Annotated in this window: 1 pseudogene; it reads left to right on the top strand. The window is 67.5% G+C overall.

From position 1 onward, the window contains the following. Positions 1-280, top strand: a pseudogene (locus LD028_RS08885) (pyruvate oxidase); the annotation flags it as partial.

Below are 280 nucleotides of genomic sequence, written 5' to 3'. Positions count from 1 at the left end.
CATGTCGGCCGAGCAGCTGCCGGCTGTGGTCAATCAGGCGATCCGGTCCGCCTACGCGAAAAAAGGCGTGGCGGTCCTCACCATACCGGACGACATCCCCCGGTTTGAGGTGAAGCGGGAAGCCAGGCGGACCAGTTCGCTTTTCGCCAGGCCGCAGATTCTGCCGCAGGCGGCCGATCTGCTGCAGGCGGTCCGGATTCTCGAGCAGGCGCGAAAGCCGGTGATCCTGGCCGGCCGCGGCGCCAGGGAGGCGAGCCAGCCCCTGATCGAGTTCGCGGAA

The organism is Anoxybacillus sp. LAT27 (assembly GCF_022030075.1).
GTDB classification, from domain to species: Bacteria; Bacillota; Bacilli; order Bacillales; family Anoxybacillaceae; genus Anoxybacillus; species Anoxybacillus kestanbolensis.
The sequence above is the reverse complement of the archived record's forward strand: the minus strand, read 5'-3'. Positions and strand labels throughout refer to the sequence as shown.